Annotated in this window: 11 protein-coding genes; 5 read left to right on the forward strand and 6 right to left on the reverse strand. The window is 69.5% G+C overall.

Annotated features, from left to right (window positions below):
* Window positions 1-2: 2 nt before the first annotated feature.
* A complete protein-coding gene (locus QFZ27_RS38750; RefSeq protein WP_429232276.1) occupies window positions 3-1,217 on the forward strand; it encodes an ABC transporter permease in 1,215 nt (404 codons plus the stop codon).
* Window positions 1,210-2,829: a formylglycine-generating enzyme family protein gene (locus QFZ27_RS38755; RefSeq protein WP_429232277.1), complete on the forward strand. Its 1,620-nt coding sequence runs from the start codon at window positions 1,210-1,212 to the stop codon at window positions 2,827-2,829. The genes QFZ27_RS38750 and QFZ27_RS38755 overlap by 8 nt, the downstream gene beginning before the upstream one ends.
* 179 nt (window positions 2,830-3,008) lie before the next feature.
* On the opposite strand, the gene QFZ27_RS38760 is transcribed toward QFZ27_RS38755, so the two are convergent.
* Window positions 3,009-4,685: an FAD-binding oxidoreductase gene (locus tag QFZ27_RS38760; RefSeq protein ID WP_429232278.1), complete on the reverse strand. Its 1,677-nt coding sequence runs from the start codon at window positions 4,683-4,685 to the stop codon at window positions 3,009-3,011.
* Between the two features lie 51 nt (window positions 4,686-4,736).
* Window positions 4,737-7,874, reverse strand: a complete 3,138-nt coding sequence (locus QFZ27_RS38765) for an FHA domain-containing protein (RefSeq protein WP_429232279.1) — start codon at window positions 7,872-7,874, stop codon at window positions 4,737-4,739.
* Between the two features lie 416 nt (window positions 7,875-8,290).
* On the opposite strand from QFZ27_RS38765, the gene QFZ27_RS38770 reads away from it, so the two are divergent.
* The 3 genes from QFZ27_RS38770 (at window position 8,291) to QFZ27_RS38780 (ending at window position 12,111) form a co-directional block, all read left to right on the forward strand.
* Window positions 8,291-9,343 carry a cytochrome-c peroxidase gene (locus QFZ27_RS38770; RefSeq protein WP_429232280.1) on the forward strand — a complete coding sequence of 351 codons (1,053 nt, stop codon included), beginning with the start codon at window positions 8,291-8,293 and terminating at the stop codon, window positions 9,341-9,343.
* 43 nt (window positions 9,344-9,386) lie between these two features.
* Window positions 9,387-11,102 (forward strand): DAHL domain-containing protein, encoded by a 1,716-nt coding sequence (locus QFZ27_RS38775; RefSeq protein WP_429232281.1) that lies wholly within the window; start codon window positions 9,387-9,389, stop codon window positions 11,100-11,102.
* A gap of 85 nt (window positions 11,103-11,187) precedes the next feature.
* Window positions 11,188-12,111: a response regulator gene (locus tag QFZ27_RS38780; RefSeq protein ID WP_429232282.1), complete on the forward strand. Its 924-nt coding sequence runs from the start codon at window positions 11,188-11,190 to the stop codon at window positions 12,109-12,111.
* A gap of 390 nt (window positions 12,112-12,501) precedes the next feature.
* Here QFZ27_RS38780 and QFZ27_RS38785 read toward each other — a convergent pair whose 3' ends face one another.
* Genes QFZ27_RS38785 through QFZ27_RS38800 form a run of 4 tightly spaced genes read right to left on the reverse strand, consistent with a single transcriptional unit; the run spans window position 12,502 to window position 17,942 of the window.
* Window positions 12,502-13,344, reverse strand: a complete 843-nt coding sequence (locus QFZ27_RS38785) for an alpha/beta hydrolase (protein WP_429232283.1) — start codon at window positions 13,342-13,344, stop codon at window positions 12,502-12,504.
* Complete coding sequence (locus QFZ27_RS38790) at window positions 13,341-15,485, reverse strand: substrate-binding domain-containing protein (RefSeq protein WP_429232284.1); 2,145 nt, start codon at window positions 15,483-15,485, stop codon at window positions 13,341-13,343. The genes QFZ27_RS38785 and QFZ27_RS38790 overlap by 4 nt, the downstream gene beginning before the upstream one ends.
* Before the next feature lie 4 nt (window positions 15,486-15,489).
* The gene (locus QFZ27_RS38795) at window positions 15,490-16,761 is read right to left on the reverse strand and encodes a metal-dependent hydrolase family protein (protein WP_429232285.1); all 1,272 of its coding nucleotides are present in this window, start codon (window positions 16,759-16,761) and stop codon (window positions 15,490-15,492) included.
* A gap of 50 nt (window positions 16,762-16,811) precedes the next feature.
* A complete protein-coding gene (locus tag QFZ27_RS38800; RefSeq protein ID WP_429232286.1) occupies window positions 16,812-17,942 on the reverse strand; it encodes an ABC transporter substrate-binding protein in 1,131 nt (376 codons plus the stop codon).
* Window positions 17,943-17,959: the final 17 nt, after the last annotated feature.

Below are 17,959 nucleotides of genomic sequence, written 5' to 3' on the forward strand. Positions count from 1 at the left end.
CGATGACCGGACGCATTGCCATGGCGGCGCGCCTCGCCACCCGGGATTTCGGCCATGACTGGCGCATCGCCCTGTGCCAGGTGCTCGGCCTGGCGGCCGTGCTCGCGCCTCTCCTCGTCCTGTTCGGGCTGCGCTTCGGCCTGATCGATACCCTGGCCCAGCGCCTGATCGAGGATCCCCGCAACCGCGAGATCGTCGCCGCCGGCAGCGGCCGCTTCGATGACGCCTTCTTCGCCGGGCTCGCCGCCCGGCCGGATGTCGCCTTCGTCACGCCGGCGACCCGCGCGATCGCCGCCGGCGTCACCCGGCTGCGCAGCGAGGCCGGCGGGCGCACCCTGTCCGGCACGCCGCTGCTGCCGACCGGGCCGGGCGACCCGATGCTGGGGGCCTCTGAGCCTCCATCCGGCGCCGCGGTGGTGCTGACCCGCCGGCTGGCCGAGTCTCTCGGCGTCGCCGAAGGCGGCCGGCTGATCGCCGAGATCACCCGCCAGCGCGACGGCGTGCTGGAGGCGCAGCGCATCCCGCTCACGGTTTCCGGCATCACCGACCAGCCGGTCTCGCCGGACGAGGCGATGCTGGCGCCGCTCGACCTGCTGGTCGCCACCGAGGACTGGCGGGACGGCTACGCCGTCGACGACCGCGGCTGGCCCGGGGCACCGCGGCCGCAGGCCGAGCGCAGCTTCGCCCGGTTCCGCCTCTATGCCCGCTCGATCTACGATGTGGCCGGGCTGGAGCAGGCGTTCCGAAGCCAGGACGTCGCGGTTCGCACCGCCGAGGCCGACATCGCCCAGATGCAGTCGCTCGACCGCAGTCTCGGCATCGCCTTCTGGCTGATCGCCGGCTGCGGCGGCTTCGGCTACCTGATCTCGCTGGCGGCCGGGCTGCGCAGCCATGTCGAGCGCAAGCGCCGCGACCTCGCTTTGCTGCGGCTGATCGGCCTGCCGACCCGCGCGCTGGTCGCCTTCCCGGTCACTCAGGCCGTGCTGATCGCCTTGCTCGGCCTCGTCCTCGGCGCCGCGGTGTTCCAGGGGGCCGCCACCGTGCTCAACTCCGTGTTCGCCACCGGGCTCCTGCCCGGCGAGCGCATCTGCCGGCTGCTGCCCGTCCATCTCGGCGTGGCCGCTGCGGCGACGATGGCGGCGGCGCTGCTGTCGGCCAGCTGGGGCGGCCTGCTGGCGGCCCGGATCGAAGTCTCCAAGGAGCTGCGCGATGGCTGAGCGCCGGCCATCGTCCCTCCCGGGCTTGCTGATCGTCGCCTTCCTCCTGGCCGCCCCGAACCCGGCCTCCGCCGACGACGCCCCTTGGCCGGCGGAGGCCTACAACCCCGCCCCGGCGGAGGGCGACGTGGTGCTGCCGATGCCTTGCGGCGGCGCCATGGCGTTCCGCCGCGTCGCCCTGCCTTCGACCGGGGTGCTCGACGACGTCCGGGTCCAGTTCGGCGATGCCCAGCCCGAGCTCGGCTTCTTCAGCGACCGGCGCTATGACGTGATCGCCGGCGCCTTCGGCGACCCGGCCGCGCCCGGCACCCGCTATTTCCTGATCGGCAAATACGAGGTCACGCGCGCCCAATGGGCCGCGCTGTCCGGCGATGCCTGCCCGGATCCCGGGATGCGGCAGCGGGTGCCGCAGACCGAGGTCTCCTGGTTCGACGTGATCGGCTTCGCCAACCGCTATTCGCAATGGCTGCTGGCCCATGCCCGCGACGCGCTGCCGGCGGAATCGGGCACCCCGGGCTTCCTGCGCCTGCCGACCGAGGACGAGTGGGAATACGCCGCCCGCGGCGGCATGGCCGTGTCCTCCGAGAACTTCCTGGCGGCGCGCTTTCCGATGCCGGAAGGCGCCGCCGACTACATCTGGTACCAGGGCACCGGCTCGGCCGAGGGCCGGCTGCACCCGATCGGGCTGCTCAAGCCCAATCCGCTGGGCCTGCACGACATCCTCGGCAACGCCGCGGAGATGATGCTGGAATCCTTCCGGCTGAACCGGCGCGGCCGGCTGCACGGCCAGGCCGGCGGCTTCATCGCGCGCGGCGGCGACTACAACACCCCGCTGAGCCAGATCCGGTCCGGCATGCGGGTCGAGATGCCCTACTATGCCGCCGGCGCCGCCACGGCCACGGAAAGCCGGCAGCTCGGCTTCCGCCTCGTGGTCGCGGCGCCGGTGGTGACCTCGCCGGAGAAGCTGACCGAGATCGAAAAGGCCTGGGAGGCGATGCCGTCCTCCGGCGAGGCGCCGTCGACCGCACGCCGCGAGGACACCGCGCTCGGCACCATCGACCGCCTCGCCGACCAGGCGGGCGACGAGACGGTCCGCGCCCAGCTGCGCGACGCCGGCCGGTCGATCCGCGAGGCGCTGGTCGACCGCAACGACGCGCGCGACCGGACCATCCGTCTGCTGATCAATGTCGGCGCCCTGCTCGGCAACAAGCTGCGCATCGATCATCAGCGGCTGTTGGCGGTGCAGAGGGCGATCGAGGGCGTGGCCCGGCCGGCGCTGCGGCAGTTGCAGGCGCGGCGCCAGGATCCCCAGATCCGCAAGGCCATCGCCGACGCCACCGCCCGGATCGGCGAGATGGAGGCCCAGCGGGACGGGCTGGAGGACACCGTCAAGACCTCGCGGGAGACCTATGTCGACACCGTGCTCAGCACCGGCAGCGACTATTCCGACGAGGTCATCGCCGCCCAGCTGCCGGCGCTGAAGGCGGAGCTGCACGCCCGCGGCTCCGACGCGCTGCTGCCCTATGTCGACCTGTTCGTCCGGCACATGCGGCGGATGCGCGACAACAGCGCCGCCGACCCGCAGAGCCTGATCGACGACCTGACCCGGTAAAGCGGCGGCTGATCGGCTGCCGCCTCCCCAGCTTCAGAGACCGTTCGGAAATGCGCTGGCGTGAGTCGGCTGGTGGTGGTTTCGAGAACCGGCGCGCAGCGGACGTTTGGGTCCGTGAGCACCGGAAGCGGAGAAACCGCCATCAGACGGCCGCGCCAGTAGCATTTGCGGACGGTCTCTCAGGCGTCGATGACGACGGTCCCCCGGGCCTGGCCGATGCAGGCCAGGAAATAGCCGTCCGCGATCTCGGGATCGGAGAGGGCGGTCTGGCCGTCCATGCTCACGGTGCCGCTCAGCTTCCGCATCCGGCAGGTGCCGCAGACGCCGGAACGGCAGGAGCTCTGGATCGGGATCGCATGCCGGTCGGCGGCATCGAGGATGAATTCGCCGCCGCGGCAATCGACCGTCCGCTCGCTGGCCTGGAAGACGAGCCTGGCCTCGGCGGCAGCGGCGGCGGGGGCCGGGGCGGCCGCGGCGGTCGCCTTCGGAACCGGCGCAACCTGGGTCGCCGGCAAGGTCTGCGGCGCCGGCAGGGCGGGAACCGAGGCTGACACGCCGCCGAAGCTCTCCTCATGGTAGCGGGCCATCGGGAAGCCCCGGGCCTGCAGCAGCGTCTTGACCATCGCCATGTAGCCGCCGGGGCCGCAGACGAAGACCTCGCGCTCCAGCACGTCCGGCGCCAGGAGACGCAGCAGCGCTTCGCTGAAATGGCCGGTCGGGCCGTTCCAGGACTGTCCCGCGGACACCCGCGCCGGCACGATGGCAAGGCGCAGCGCATCGCCCAGTCGCGAGCTGAGATGCTGCAGTTCCTGCCCGAAGATCACGTCATCGGGCGTCCGGACATTGTTGATCAGCACGATGTCGGCGGCGCAGCCGGTGTCGGCGAGCCAGCGCAGCATCGACATCGCCGGCGTGATGCCGCTGCCGCCGGCGATGAAAAGCAGTTTGGCGGCGGGCCTGTCGACGCAGGTGAAATGGCCGTGCGGGCCGATCAGATCGAGCTCGAACCCCGGCGTCATGGTGTCGTGCAGCCAGTTCGAGACCCACCCCTTGGGCACGCGCTTGACCGTGATCGACAGGGTGTAGGGCCGCGACGGCGAGGACGAGATCGTGTAGCTGCGGCGCAGAGTCCGGCCGTCGACCGGCAGCTCCAGCGTGACGAACTGGCCGGGCTTGTAGCTGAACAGGCGGGGCGGGTCGGCGGCCAGGGTGAAGGTCCTGGTGTCCCGCGTCTCGTCGATGGCGGCGATGCAGCGCACCTTGAGCCGGCCGCCCTGCCAGACCGGCGCTTCGCCGATCGCCATCGGGGCCGTGGTCCAGGGCTGGGCGCCTGCCGTCGGAATCGGCTCCGGCTTCGGGCCGATCTCGGCCTCTCGCAGCTCGGTCGCCGCGACGGCCGGCATCGGCTGCGCCAGCAGCGCCTCGAGCTCCTGCCTGGCGGTGGCGCGCCCCTTCGACTCCCCGAGGGCGAAGCGGACGCCCGCGCGGGAAGGCCCCCGGCTGATGCGCTGCACCAGGTCGGCAAGAGCCGCCTTCAGCGCATTCGCCCGCTCGTCGCCGAACTCCTCCTCGAATCGGGCCAGCTGGCGGGTGATTGCATCGCTGTCCGCCCCCAGCGTCCCGGCCTCGTAATCGGCCCAGGTCGCCGTGTAGTTGAACCGCAGCGTCGTCAGCGCCCGGCACATATCCTCATTGTCGGTCCAGTGCAGGTCGTTCATCAGCGTCTGGAAACGCTGCACCTCCTGCGGCGTGATGTCCTTTTCACTGTCGGAGACGTAGATGAAGACCAGAAACACGAGAACCGCCAGATCGACTCCCTGTGCTTCAGCTGTAATGTTTTCGGTCAGCGTGTCCATGCGCATGGCCCTCCATGTCTGGTCGGTTCTTGGTCTGGTTGGATCCGTCGATCAGCTGGCGTAGCGGAGAGACGGCGTGAGATCCGCCACCTCGGCGGCAACCGGCAGCGGCCGATGGGTATCTTCCGGCACCTTCGCCAGCAGGCCCGGCCGCCGGATGGCCATGACGATGGCGAAGTCGCTGACGATCTCGTGCGTGCCATCGCCCGGTTCGATCAGGTCGCCGGCCTCGAACAGGCGCGCGGACGAACGGATCGATCCGAACTGGAGGAAGAGCGTGTCGCCCGAACCGGCCGCCGCAGGCAGCGCGTCGCCGGCCCGGAAGCGTCCGACCCGGCAGTCGCGGACGATCTCGGCGAGAGCGGAAAGGCCCAGCGGCCGCAGCGCCGGGCTGCGGGCCAGCGCCACCAACCGCAATGCCGGGTCGAAGGACCGCAGGTAGCGGCTTTCGGCGGCGTCCTGCCAGTCGATCCGGAGGCTGGGTCCGGCGCCCGGCTCGAAGGTCAGCACGGCGTCGCGGCGGAGGACAGCGGACTCGCCGTCCTGCACAATCCCGTCGACGAAGATGCCCGCCCCGTCGAGCCGCAGGATGCGGACCTCGCCATGGGCCGAGGACAGCGCCATGTGGTACGGCCACACCGCCGGGCCGGGGATGGTGATGTCGTTGCCCGGTCCGCGGCCCACGGTGATCACCGGCTGCGCATGCGTCGACCGGATCTGCGTGCCGTCGGGCAGGGCGACCACGGCATGGATCAGCGGCTCGGACGCGCCAGCGTCCTCCGCGGCTGCGGCAGCGCCGGTCAGGATGTCCACCGTCTGCCGCAGCAGCCAGTGGCCGTCGGCTTTCCCGTCTTCCGCGATCCGGCGCGCGGCGCCGCGCGCCAGGGCATCGTCGACATAGCTGAACGCGGTCAGCGTCAGGGCGCGGACGACCGGCGCCTCGTGCTCCAGCAGCAGCTCCAGGCTGGCGGCGCGATCGAGGCCGGCGGCAATGACCTCGCGGAACGACCGCCGCGGCAGCTCCGCCGGCCGCTTGCCGTCGACATCGGGCGCCGCGGCCGCGCCGTGCAGGATGGCGGTGATCGTCTCGTCGAGAGCCTCCTCCCAGCGGACCTCCTCCTGCCCCGAGACCGGGCGGGACAATGCGTCGATCACGCCGTCGCCCGCCAGCGCGGCCAGGTCCTGCGCATACCAGCGCCCGAGCTTGCCGTCGCCGAAGGCATGCAGGCAGGACAGGCCGGCCTCGTGCAGTGCCCCGAACCGGTCCGCCCCGGCCGCCAGCAGCAGCTCGTTCAGCGTCCGGGCGAAGCGATCGGGCAGGCTGGAGCTCTGCAGGCAGAAATACGCCCCCTGCAGCTTCACCAGGGCGTCGAGGATGGATTCCATCTGCCGGGCCAGCATGCCGCCCGGCGCGGTGAACTCCGCCATCACGTCCCGATGCTCGGCATCGGTGATCTGCAGGCTGGTGCGGAGGGTCCTGATCGTCGCCTGCATGCCCGGATCGGTCCGGATCGTGTCGAGCGTCCGGCCGGAAGCGACATGGGCAACGAGATACCGGCCGAGGATCTGGTGGTAGTTGGCGACGCAGGCCATCCGCTCCTTGGTGGTGGTGCGGACCGCACCGAGCACTGCCGCCTCGGAGATCTCCGGCTCCTCCAGCAGCCGCAGATGGTCCTCGTCGCTGATCTCCATCTGCTGCCGCACGTCGTGCAGCAGCTCGGCCGAGGACACCGTCCCGGTCTTGCCGGTGGTGATGGCATCGTCCAGCAGGTTGCGGTAAGCCTCGAGCTTCTGATCGTGCGGCAGCTCCGGCAGTACCTTCGCCAGGACGTAGATCTCGTCGGGCTTGAGGTCGCCGACCGACCGGCCATCCAGGTATCGGCTGAAGTCGATCTTCAGTTTTTTCAATTGATTGAGCAAATTTGACGAGATCTTCTCACGCTCATACTTGAACGCCGAGCGATTGAGCGTCTGCCACAGCCAGATGGTGCTGAGCGAGACGATCAGGATGTCGACGAAATGGATCGCGGATGACGGCAGCATCAGCAGGCTTGGCCGGCCGCCATGCAGGTAGAAGATGTTGATCGACAGATAGGCGCTGACAGCCAGGCAGTGGTTGACGATCTCCGTTTCGGGGATGGTCTTGCCGCCACGGCTTCGCAGCCAGCGATAGGCCCGCTCCAGCCCGGTGCCCAGGGCCAGCGAGGCCAGGACGGCGGCCGCCATGACCAGCGGCACGGCGACCAGCTTGGGGATCGGGACCGCCTGGCCGGCGAGATACAGGCCCGGATCGAGCAGCCGGCCGAGCGCCCCGGCCTCGTGGCTCCAGATCCCCGACAGGTAATAGTCCCAGCTGCCGGCATAGAGGAAGAAGTACCAGTAGAAGCCGATGATCAGCCCGTTGAACATGTAGTAGATGCGCCGTCGGGCCGGATCGAGGATCGAGCTCCAATAGGATTGTTCGAGATCGATGTCGCCGCAATTGGCGGCGCAGCCGACGCAGGCGCTGCGGTCGCCGTCGGGGCCGCTGGTGCGGCACATCGACTGCGGCACGGCCGGGCGCAGCAGGTGCGGCGCGCTTTCCAGCAATCCGCGCGGCTCGGTGTAGATTTTCTGCACGATGTTGGCCGGGCAGAAGTAGTTGCACCAGGATTTGCCGCCCCAGAGGAAACCGACGAGAAACGCCGCCGCCAGCACCAGAAGCAAGGCTGCCGCCAGAGCGTAACGATCGCTGTTGATGAACAGGATCCGCGCATTCAGCCCGGCGAACAGGATGCCGAATTGGACGTACCAGGCGTTGCGATCGAGCCAGCCGCCGCGGGGGATCAGGGCCAGCGTGCGCTCGAGCTTGCCGGTCCGCCGCCGCACCACCGTGCGCTGCCGCTGCCAGCCCAGATAGCGCGGCAGCTGGGACATCAGCGACAGCGGGCAGATGCGCCGCCAGGCCTCGTGCCCGAACACCATCAGGAACAGCGGGATGACCGGGACGATGATGGTCCAGAACACCCGGGCCCCGACCTGATAGGGCTCGCTTTCCAGCACCCCGTCCTGGACCGCGACCGCGGTGCCGGCATGGGTCCAGCCCATCGAGACCGGATCCCAGAACAGCGAGGCGATGAGCCCGGCCCATCCGGTCAGCAGCACGCCCCGTATGACCAGCATCTTGCGTTCGGCGGTGCGCGCGAGCATGTCAGGCCTTCCCTGCAGTTGCGGTTGAGCAACGACCGGCCGGGACTCTCAAGTCCTGGCCGGCGGTGCGCGACGCTCGGGGCTGGTGTCAGAGACCGTTTGGAAATGCGCTGGTGTGAGTCGGCTGGCGGTGGTTTCGAGAACCGGCGCGCAGCGGACGTTTGGGTCCGTGAGCACCGGAAGCGCAGAAACCGCTGTCAGACGGCCGCACCAGTAGCATTTCCAGACGGGCTCTCAGCACTCTGTTCCCAGAGGCCCGCTGTTCCTGACGGTATCGCAACGGCGGAGGCTCTCCGCCCATCACCGCGATGATGCGGCCATAACCAGATCGCATAGTGCGGAGATCTTCTTCCGGTAGACACTAATTCCAGTCACGCATCCACGTCGTGGCCACGAATTCGTCAGGGCGGCAGAAGATGAAACGTGATCTCGACCTTCAGCATTGGCGCGCAACAGGGCAGGCTTCGGCCCCGACCATCGGGCGGCAGTTCCTGATCGCCGCCGTCCCGGCCCTGGCCCTGGCGCTGCTGGGGCCCGCACTGGTCGAGGCGCAGACGCCGGAACCGATCGCGCCGATCCCGTTCCAGCTGGAGCTGGACCAGCGCAAGGTCGATCTGGGCGAGGCCCTGTTCCACGATGTCCGGCTGTCCAAGGACAACGAGAACGCGTGCTCGTCCTGCCATGACCTCGACAATGGCGGCGACGATGGGCTGGCCAAGTCGAAGGGACTTGCCGGCAGGACGGGCAAGCGGAACACGCTGACGATCTTCAACTCGACGCTGAACTTCCGCCCGACATGGGACGGCCGCTTCGCGTCGTCGGAGCAGCAGGTCGAGGCCGCGATCCACGATCCGACCGTGATGGGCGAAACCTGGCCGGCGATCATCGACAAGCTGGCCCAGGACCAGGCGCTGCGCCAGGCATTTGCCAGCCTCTATCCCGAAGGGATGCGGCCGCAGACCATCACCGACGCGATCGTCGTCTACGAACGCTCCCTGACCACGCCCAATGCGCGGTTCGACAAGTTCCTGCGCGGCGACGCGGCGGCGCTCGGTGCCGACGAGCTCGAAGGCTACCGCCTGTTCAAGACCTATGGCTGCGCCTCCTGCCACCAGGGGGTGAATGTCGGCGGCAACATGTTCCAGGTGTTCGGCGTGCTCGGGACGCCCGGGGACTACTTCCGGTCGCATGGCTCGCCCGACAACCCTGATTTCGGGCTCTACAACATCACCAAGGTCGAGGAAGACAAGTTCGTCTTCCGCGTCCCCAGCCTGCGCAACGTCGCGCTGACGGCGCCCTATTTCAACGACGGCTCGGCCGCGACCCTCACCGACGCGGTCGACGCCATGGCCAAATACCAGCTCGGGCGCCAGATCCCGGCCCGCGACAACGCGCTGATCGTGGCGTTCCTGCGGACCCTCACCGGCGAATACAAGGGGCGCCCGCTCGACGCCCGCGTTTCGCAATGAATTGCCCCACCGCAATCGAAGAGACGGTGACGGAGATCAGATCATGATCGTCAGATCCAGGATCGTCTGCATAGGCATCATCGCCGTTCTTCTCACGGTTCTGGCAACGCTGCTGGCGATGCTGCGGGCGCCGGACACCCGGCCGGCGGAGCTGCTGGCCAGCCTCGCCGAGATGAAGCAGATCGACGCGCTCTGGAGCGCCGACGTCCTCAGCCTGGAGCTGGGCCTGAACCCCAATTACGACTCCGTGGCCGCGCCCGTCGGCACGCTGGCCGAGCGCTATCGGACGATCGAAAAGCTGGCCGACGGGGATTCGTCACCGACCGGGGACTTGCCGTCCTCGCTGGCCGCGTACCGCTCGGCGATGGACGCCAAGATCCGCATCGTCGAGCGCATCAAGGCCCAGTATTCGATCATCAGCAACTCCTCGCGCCTGTTGCCGATCGCCGCGGCGGATCTGTTCGCCGAGCTCGAGGGCGGCGCGGACCGGCCTCCGTCCAACTCGCCGATCGCCGATCTGCTGACCCGCATCGTCATCGATGTGGCGAGCTACATCGTCACCCCCAATGAGCAGTTGCAGCAGGTGATCGACGACCAGATGGCCGCCTTGCGCGAGGCCGCCGGCCGGACATCGCCCGAGGCGGCGGCCAAGGCGGACACGCTCCTGGCCCATATGGCGGTGATCCTTCGCCAGAAGCAGCTCGGCACCAAGCTGATCGTGGACCTCACGGCCGTGCCGACCGCCCAGGCCATCGACCGCCTGCAGCGCGACGCCCAGGTCCTGGAAGCCGATCAGAACCGGTACCGGTCGCTGCTGCGCGACCTGGTGCTGGTGTGCTCCTTCCTGCTCGTCCTGGCGATCACCTGGGCCGCCTATCTGCTGCGCCGCCATTACAAGCGGCTCAACCAGGACAACTCGGCGCTGCAGCAGGCCAATGAGGATGCGCAGTCGCAGCTGATCCAGTCGTCCAAGCTGTCCGCCATGGGCCAGATGGTGGCGGGCATCACCCACGAGATCAACACGCCGCTGGCCTATGTGAAGGCGGTGTTCTGCCTGATCCGGGACCAGATGGCCGAGATGCAGGCGGGCAGGACATCAGTCCTCGGCGCCGTCGCGGAACTGCGGCCGGCCACGGCGGACGGATTGCCCGACGATCAACTCGGCGAGCTCAACATGCTGATCGATGAAGGGCTGCACGGCCTCGACGAAATCACCAACCTGATCATCACGATGAAGAACTTCTCGCGCCTCGACAAAGGCCGCCTCGAATACATCGATATCGAAGAAGCCCTGGACGGCGCAGCCCTGATCGCCCGGTCGGAAGTCAAATACATCGCTGATACGGTCAAGGACTACGGGAAGATCCCCAAGATCCACGCATCCTCGACGCAGTTGAAGCAGGTGTTCCTGAACCTCATCAACAACGCCGCCCACGCCATGGCCGATCAGCCCAAGCGCGGCAAGCTGACCCTGCGCACGCGGGTGGAAACCGAGGACATGATCCGGATCGAGATCGAGGACAGCGGGACCGGCATCCCGGCGGACGTGCTGCCCAAGATCTTCGATCCGTTCTTCACCACCAAGGATGTCGGCAAGGGGACCGGCATGGGGCTGTCGATCTGCTACCGGATCATCCAGACCCATGGCGGCACCATCTCCGCCAGGTCCCAGCCCGGCATCGGGACCACCTTCACCATCATCCTGCCGCATCGCGCCAAGACCGAATCCGAGCATCGGCTCGAGCAGGCCGCCGCGTGAGAGACGTCCGCCGTCCGGCCGTCACCCGGCCCCACCCCGTTCGATACCCCTCCCATGATGCTTCGCAGGTATGAAGGAGAGCGAGATGACTGACAGGCCCAGCCTGCTTTTCGTGGATGACGAAGAGCGCATCGTAAAGCTGCTCAAGGTGATGTTCCGGTCCAGCTACGACGTCTACACCGCGACCGGCGGGCGGGAGGCCCTGGCGATCCTGGAGGCCCACCGGATCGACGTGATCGTCTCCGACCAGCGCATGCCGGAGATGGTCGGGATCGAGCTGCTGTCGCAGGTCTGCAAACGGTGGCCCAACACGGTGCGCATCCTGCTCACCGGCTACAGCGACTTGGTCGCCATCATCGGCGCGGTCAATGAGGGCGAAGTCTTCCGCTTCCTCAACAAGCCGTGGAACCAGGACGAGCTGCGCCAGGTCATCGCCGAGGCAGCCGAGATCGCGCGCGCCGCCCCGGCCGCGGCCGAGGAGGCTGAGGCAGTCCTGACACCGCCGCTCGGCGTCGCCACCAAGCTGCTGGCGATCGACGGCCTGGCCAGCGACCGCCAGGAAATGCTCGAGATGTTCACCCGCGACTACAGCATCCTGACGGCGTCCAACATGGAGGAGGCGCTGGAGATCCTGCAGCAGGAGGAGATCGGCGTCATCGTCACCAACAGCGAGGTCGACGGCGTCGATGTCACCGACATGCTGGCGCAGGTCGCCCGGATCGACCCCTCCATCACCGTGGTGGCGACGACCTCCTCCCCCGACGCCGACACCATCGTCAAGCTGATCAACCAGGGGCAGATCTACCGCTTCGCCATCAAGCCGCTCAGCCCCAACGTCTTCCGCCTCGCAGTCAGCGCCGCCATCCGCGAGCATCGCCGGCGGCTGGTCGATCCAAGATTCGCCCGGCAGCCGGCGGCACCGAGGCCGGTCGAGGCTGCAGCGGCGGAGGGCGGCGGCCTGCTCGACAACATCGTCCGCAGCCTGGGCCGCTTCACCAAGGTCAGCTAGGGCGGAATGAATTGAGATCAGGTCACCTCAGTACATTCGGGCAGGGGTTGACAGGATGCCGAGCGTTTTCGCGTTGCCTGGATTGCTTCGCTGCGCTCGCAATGACGATGTTTGAAATTCTGAAAAGGTCTCGCAAGCAGGAGAGACAACAGATCCAGGACAATCGGGTGAAGAGGCTGAACCATTTCGTGTTTGTTATTTCCTGTCATTGCCGGGCTTGACCCGGCAATCCAGAAGATGTCGACAGCCTCTGGATGCCCGGGTCAAGCCCGGGCATGACAATAGATAGGTAAATAGTCCCCACCCGATTGCCCGGCAACAAACCGCCGGATCGGAATGACCCGATCTGAGCTGGACTCATCTGGCTCCAGGTGCCCGGGCGTGGCCGGATCAGGCGCCCCGTCGCGACGCGGCGATGGTCCGGCCAAGGCGCTCCGCCAAAGGCGAGCCCGGGGTGCCCAGCGCCGTGGCGATGCTCATATGGTTCTCGCCCGGGAGGGTGGCGAAGCTGCTCGCGACGCCTGCCGCGGCCAGGCGCTCGGCGAAGGCGCGGCCCTGGTCCAGGAAGGGCGGCGTCTCGTCGGCGCCGGCCACGACATCCACCACCGGCCCGGGCGCCGGTGTGGCCGCGAGCGGCGACCAGGCCGCCACCTCCTCCGCCGTCAACCCGATCTCCGGCTGCAGGAAGCTGCGAGGGATCGGATCGAGGTCGTAGATGCCGCTGACCAGCAGCAGGGACTTGACCGGCAGGGCCGGCGGTGCGGCCTCCCGCGCCCCACGGCAGGCCAGGAAGCTGGTGAGATGGGCGCCGGCGGAGGCGCCGCTGGCGCTGAGCGCCGCCGGGTCGCCGCCCCAGCGTCCCGCATTGTCCGCCAGCCAGGCCACCGCCCGGCGCACCTGGCCGACCAGCGTCGCCATCCGCGCCTTCGGCATCAGCGAATAGTCGATGATCGCGGCGATCGCGCCATGGGCGGTGACGGCATCGGCGACGAAGGCGAAGTCGAGCTTGGAGAAGGCGCGCCAATAGCCGCCATGGACGAAGACATGGACCGGGAACGGCCCCTCCCCCTTCGCCGGCAGGTACAGGTCGAGCGTCTCGTCCGGATGGTCGCCATAGGCCAGGTCGCGGACGCCGCGCAGCGACTGCCGGGTGCGCTCGCTGGCGCGGCGATAGGCGGCGAGATGGGTTTCGAAATCCGGCACATGGGCGCGGATCATGAAGGGGTCGGTCATGGCAGGGCGGCCTCGGTGACGGGAGAAGGATCGGTTGGCAGAATAGGCACAGCGGCTTCCGGCAGATCCAGAGCTTCCAGCGCCGCCTTTGCCGCCGGCAGGTCGCCGGCCGGCACGCGCAGCAGCAGCACGGCGCGGACCTGGCCGTCGGCGCCGCGGATCGGCCGCGCCGCCTCGGCAAGATCGGGACCCGCCTCGCCGGCCAGGACGGCGACGCGCTGCCCACCTTCGGCCCGGATCGCCGCCACCAGCTCGGGCAGCGTCAGCGAGGCGTCGCGTCGCGGCCGGGCATGGGCGGCCAGCAGCCAGCGCAGCCGGCGTTCCGGCAGCTCGGCGACCAGCAGGCGCCCGGCCAGGGTCCAGTTCACCGGGCTGCGGCCGCCGACCGCGATCGGCGGCACCGCGGGCGCGGCCCCGGGCGTGGCGCGGCCGAGGGCGATGGTGCAGCGCTCGCCATGCAGCACCGCCAGTGCCGCGGCCCCGCCCACCGACCGCGCCAGCCGGTCCAGCATCGGCTCGGCCGCGGCGGCAAGGTCGGCGATGCCGATCGCGGCGAAGCCGGCCGCCCGTGCCCGCGGCCCGGCGCGGATCCGGCCGCGGCCGCCGCGCTGCAGCAGCCCGTGCCCGGCCAGGGGACCCAGCAGGTCGTGCAGCGACGAGCGCGGCATCGCCACCGCCTCCAGCAAATCGGCGATGCCGGCCTCGCCGCCATGCGCCTTGAGCCAGACCAGGATGTCGAGCGTGCGCAGGATCGAGCGGGCACCGCCATCGGCCGCCGCGCCCTTGCCCACGGCGCCCCCCTTCCCTGGCGTGAAGCTCGTCGGGTCGTAATCCTCGCCCATGCCGTGGCCGAGGATCAGGCTGGGCGGCCGGTCCCAGCGCACATGGTCCTCGACGAAGACATCGGCGCGGACCGAGGCGGTCTCGCAGCCGCGGCTGATCACCAAGGGCGTGTGCACCTCGATCCGCCGCGGCAAGGTGCGGCCGGCCAGGATGTCGAGCCCGGCCTCGACCGAGCGGATGCCCATGGCCGGCGGGAAGTCCATCGCCGCCAGCTTGACGCCGTGCAGGATCGCCAGCTGGTAGACCGCATTCTGGTCGCCCCCGGTGTGCGGCGGCACGCGGCCGTCGCGGCCGGCATCGACCCAGGCCTGGATCGACCCGGCGCCGTGCAGGCCGCTGTCGCACCAGACGCCGTCGATGGCGTCACCCCAGCGCTCGATCAGCCCGGCCATGGCGCGGCGGCCGGCCGCGACCGTCATCTCGGTGTGCACCGTGTCGAGGATGCGGATGCCGGGCGCCAGCGCGAACACCTCGCGCGCCGCCCGGGACCGGCGCAGCAGCGGCCCGATCTCGGGGTCGCCGACCATCATCACCACCGCGCCGCGGCCGCCCAGCGTCTCGACCAGCCACTGCGCCGGCAGCCTGCCGATGGCGGTGTCCGGCCCGACGACCTGGACCAGCGAATGCGACGTGTCGCCCAGCACCCGGTCGACCATGATCACCGGCAGCCCGGCAGCGCGGGCCCGGGCCAGGGCCGGCAGCAGCGCCTCGGTCTCCAGCGGGCTGACGATCAGCGCGTCGACGCCCATGGCCAGGAAGGCGTCGATGTCGCGCGCCTGGGCCGCCGCATCCTCATCGGCATGGGCGATTCGCAGCGCGGCGATGCGGTCGGCATGCTCGGACGCGGCGAACTGGACGCCGTGGATCAGCCCCTGGCGCCAGAGATTGGCGCGGGAGCCGTTGGAGAAGCCGAAGACGTAAGGCGGCGGCCGGGCGAAGGGGCCGGCATCGACCAGCTCGGTGAAGCCCGGATTCCACAGGAAGGACCGGGCCGGGCCGGTCATGCCCTGCAGCCGCGGCCGGGATGCCGCGGCCGGCTGCGCCGCCTCGGCCTCCAGCGCCACCGCCAGGTCGAACCAGGCGGCGCCGAGCCGGACGGTGCCGCGCCGCGGCGCCTCCAGCCAGCCGGCGGCCAGCATCGGCCGCAGCACGGCGTAGAGGCTGGAGCGCGGCACGGCGAGCCCGTCGGCCAGGGCGGCGACCGTCGCCCCGCCGGTCGCCTCGATCAGCCGGTCGACGACCCCGAGCAGGACCTCGACGCCCGACTGGTGGGCACCCGATTGGCGCGGCCCCTCCACCGCGTCACTCGGCAGCGGCCCGCATCGCCCGGCGCGGCGACAGGCGGTGCATGGCGCCGTCCTTCATCACCATGCGGATGGCGCCGTGGTTGTGGATCAGGGCGATGTCCGCGAGCGGGTCGCCGTCGACCAGGATGAGATCGGCCAGGAAGCCCTCGCGCACCTGGCCCAGCCGGTCGCCCATGCCCATCAGCTCGCCGCCGATCCGGGTGGCGCATTGCAGCGCTTCGGACGGGGTGTAGCCGAACAGCTTGACGAAATGCTCGACGTCGCGGGCGTTGGTGCCCTGCGGCGTCCAGGCGAAGCCGTAATCGCCGCCGATGACGACGCGGATGCCGCGGCGGCGCATTTCGGCATAGGTGCGCTGGCTGGCCTCCAGGCACAGATGCATGCCCAGCTTGCGCGCCTTCTCCTCGTCGATGCCCCAGGGCCCGGCCTCGTGGATGGTGTTGTAGATCAGGCCGATGGCAGGGCCGACGAAGATCTGGTCCTTCTTCGCCTCCAGCATGTCCAGCGCCTCGGTGTCGGCCTGCTCGCAATGATAGATCACGTCGACCCCGGCGCGGATGGCGCGCTTCACCGCCTCGCTGGCCCGGGCATGGCAGTTCACGCGCCGGCCGAAATCATGCGCCGCCTCCACCGCGGCGGTGACCTCGGACTGCGACATCACCGACATGCCGCCCTTGGCCGGGTCGACGAAATCGTCGCCGGAGATGTTGATCTTGATGTTGTCGACATCCTCGCGGATGCAGATGCGGACGGCGCGGCGGACCTCCTCCGGCCCGTCGCAGACCATGCCGAAGCTGGCGCGGGCCAGGTGCAGCCGGGTCTCGTCGCCGAGGCCACCGGTCACCGTGATCTCCGGGCTGGCCGCACGGATGCGCGGGCCCTTCAGCCGGCCCTGGTTGACCTTGTCGCGGATCACCACGTCCAGCCGGGTCTTGGCGCTGGCCGCCGAGTAGCAGCTGGTGAAGCCGTGGTCGAGCAGCAGCTCGGCGTTCCACATCGTCTCCAGCACATGCTCCTCGGTCGGGATGTCGCCGAGATCGGTGTTGCGGGCGGCGCCGCAGAAGGACAGGTGGGCGTGGCCCTCGACCAGCCCCGGCAGCAGCGTGGCGCCGCCGCCGTCGACCGCCTCGCAGCCGCCGGCATCGAGCCGCTCCGAGGCCGGGGCCACGGCATGGATGCGGTCGCCGCGGACCACGACCTGGCCGGGATAAGGGTCGCGGCCACTGCCGTCCCAGATCATCGCGCCGGTGATGTGATAATCGCCCATGGGATCCTCCGGTGGCTGAGGGGCGGGCCGAGCCCGCCCCTGCGCGTTGCCTATTTGCCGATCCATCTTTGCGGATAGTCCGGCATGCCCTCGCAGCCACACATCGCGTAATGCAGCGGCGGCATCTTGTCGTTGACGTACTTGTCCAGGTTTTCGGCCGTGATCGTCGGCTGCGGCAGCGACCAGGCCGGGCCCGGCACCGGCTCGCCCTTCAGGATGCGCAGTGCCGCGATCACCGGGGTGCGCCACTGATAGGTCGGATAGGTCGGCGCCAGCGCCTTCATGCCCGACTGCTTCCACTTCTGCAGGAAGTCCTGCTGGTCCTCGCCGGTGACGATCGGCATGTCCATGCCCTGGTCCTCGAACGCCTCGATGGCGGCGACGCTGGTGGCGCCGGCATCCATCCACACGGCGTCGAGCTTGCCGACCCGGGTCAGGGTGTCCTCGACGATCGACTTGGTCTTGGCCCGGTCGCCATCGGTGAACTCGGCGCCCACCACCTCGATGCCCTTCTCGTCGAAGATCCGCTTGGCCGCGGCCCAGCGGTTCTCCAGCACGTCGACGCCGGGCAGGATGCGCAGCGCCAGCACCTTGCCGCCCTTCGGCACATTGGCGGCGATGTATTCGGCCGCGGCGATGCCGAAGGCGTAGCCGCCGATCGGCTTGATCACGGTGACCGGGCAGTCGGTCAGCACGCCGCGGTCGAACACGATGACCGGCACCTGCTTACACGCCTCCTCCACCGCCGGGGTCAGCGCCGCGGTGGTGTTGGGCGACACGATCAGCGCGTCGCAATTGCCGCTGGCCAGCATCGCCTTGATGTCGGAGATCTGCTTGTCGTCCTTGCCCTCGGCATCGGCCACGGTGAAGGCGGCGATGTCCGCCTTGTGCAGGGCGACCTCGGCCTGCATCGTGGTCCAGCCGACCACGCGCCACGGGTTGCCGACCCCGGCGTTGGAGAAGCACAGCTTGTACGGCCCGGCCTTCTTGTATTTGGCGGTGTCGACCATCTGGCTGCCGTAGTGCTGCTCCCACGGCTTGTCGGCCGGGCCTTCCGCCTTGGCCGACATCAGCGCCCGCTGGGCCTCGAACTCCTTCGGATCATCGAAGCTCTGCGCCTGGACCGTGCCGGCCGCCAGGGCCAGCAGGGCTGCGGTGCCGATCATCATCCCGATATGCATTGGCGTTCCTCCCCTAT

Source organism: Inquilinus ginsengisoli, assembly GCF_050434925.1.
Lineage (GTDB): Bacteria > Pseudomonadota > Alphaproteobacteria > DSM-16000 > Inquilinaceae > Inquilinus > Inquilinus ginsengisoli_B.

Excerpts from the sequence above, each read along its gene's own strand:
- QFZ27_RS38780 (WP_429232282.1), top strand. The coding sequence starts at position 11,188 with ATGACTGACAGGCCCAGCCTGCTTTTCGTGGATGACGAAGAGCGCATC.
- QFZ27_RS38760 (WP_429232278.1), bottom strand. The coding sequence starts at position 4,685 with ATGGACACGCTGACCGAAAACATTACAGCTGAAGCACAGGGAGTCGAT.
- QFZ27_RS38770 (WP_429232280.1), top strand. The coding sequence starts at position 8,291 with ATGAAACGTGATCTCGACCTTCAGCATTGGCGCGCAACAGGGCAGGCT.
- QFZ27_RS38765 (WP_429232279.1), bottom strand. The coding sequence starts at position 7,874 with ATGCTCGCGCGCACCGCCGAACGCAAGATGCTGGTCATACGGGGCGTG.
- QFZ27_RS38785 (WP_429232283.1), bottom strand. The coding sequence starts at position 13,344 with ATGACCGACCCCTTCATGATCCGCGCCCATGTGCCGGATTTCGAAACC.
- QFZ27_RS38800 (WP_429232286.1), bottom strand. The coding sequence starts at position 17,942 with ATGCATATCGGGATGATGATCGGCACCGCAGCCCTGCTGGCCCTGGCG.
- QFZ27_RS38795 (WP_429232285.1), bottom strand. The coding sequence starts at position 16,761 with ATGGGCGATTATCACATCACCGGCGCGATGATCTGGGACGGCAGTGGC.
- QFZ27_RS38750 (WP_429232276.1), top strand. The coding sequence starts at position 3 with ATGACCGGACGCATTGCCATGGCGGCGCGCCTCGCCACCCGGGATTTC.
- QFZ27_RS38755 (WP_429232277.1), top strand. The coding sequence starts at position 1,210 with ATGGCTGAGCGCCGGCCATCGTCCCTCCCGGGCTTGCTGATCGTCGCC.
- QFZ27_RS38775 (WP_429232281.1), top strand. The coding sequence starts at position 9,387 with ATGATCGTCAGATCCAGGATCGTCTGCATAGGCATCATCGCCGTTCTT.